Annotated in this window: 2 pseudogenes; both read right to left on the bottom strand. The window is 64.4% G+C overall.

The annotated features are described in order from the left end of the window. Positions 1 to 193, bottom strand: a pseudogene (locus HP546_RS30990) (hypothetical protein); the annotation flags it as partial. 123 nt (positions 194 to 316) lie between these two features. Next, positions 317 to 564: pseudogene (locus HP546_RS30985) on the bottom strand (EmrB/QacA family drug resistance transporter); the annotation flags it as partial.

Genomic DNA, 564 nt, shown 5'->3' with positions numbered 1-564 from the left:
CCCGGCCACCGACATGGGCACCGCCAGACGCCGCCGTACTGTTCGCAGCGTTGGTGGCGACGGTATTGCAATCGTTGATATCCAGTTGCGTCTGCTGGCTGCTCTGGCCTTTGAGCGGCACCACCGACTGCGCCTGGGCGACAGATGCCAAGCACGACAGCACCAGCAGGTAACTCCACGTGAACGTGCGCATGGCACACCTCCATTGGGCGGAAAGCCCGTTTAACAGGATAGTCCGGTTGTAGTGGATAGCGGGCCACACAAGCGCAAATAGCGAACCGAGGCCGGTGGCCCTTGGCTGAACGCCTGGAGCAAGTCAGCCTTGGCTGGCCTTGCGCAGTGGCACTTCGCGCAGCAGCCAGGACAGCACGAAGGCCACGCTGGTGATCATCCCGGCCAACAGGAACACCCCATGCATGGCGCTTGAAAACGCCTGCAAATATGTCTGTTGCAAGGCTGCAGGCAGGGCATGCACGGCGGCGGGCGAGAGGCTCGCGGCGCCCCCGGCGCTGGCGGCGAACTCACTCCCCAGGCCGCCCAGCAAGGCATGCGAGAACAGCGCGC

The organism is Pseudomonas sp. CM25, assembly GCF_013179705.1.
Lineage (GTDB): Bacteria > Pseudomonadota > Gammaproteobacteria > Pseudomonadales > Pseudomonadaceae > Aquipseudomonas.
Note: the sequence above shows the minus strand (reverse complement) of the source record. Positions and strands in the feature narration are given on the sequence as shown.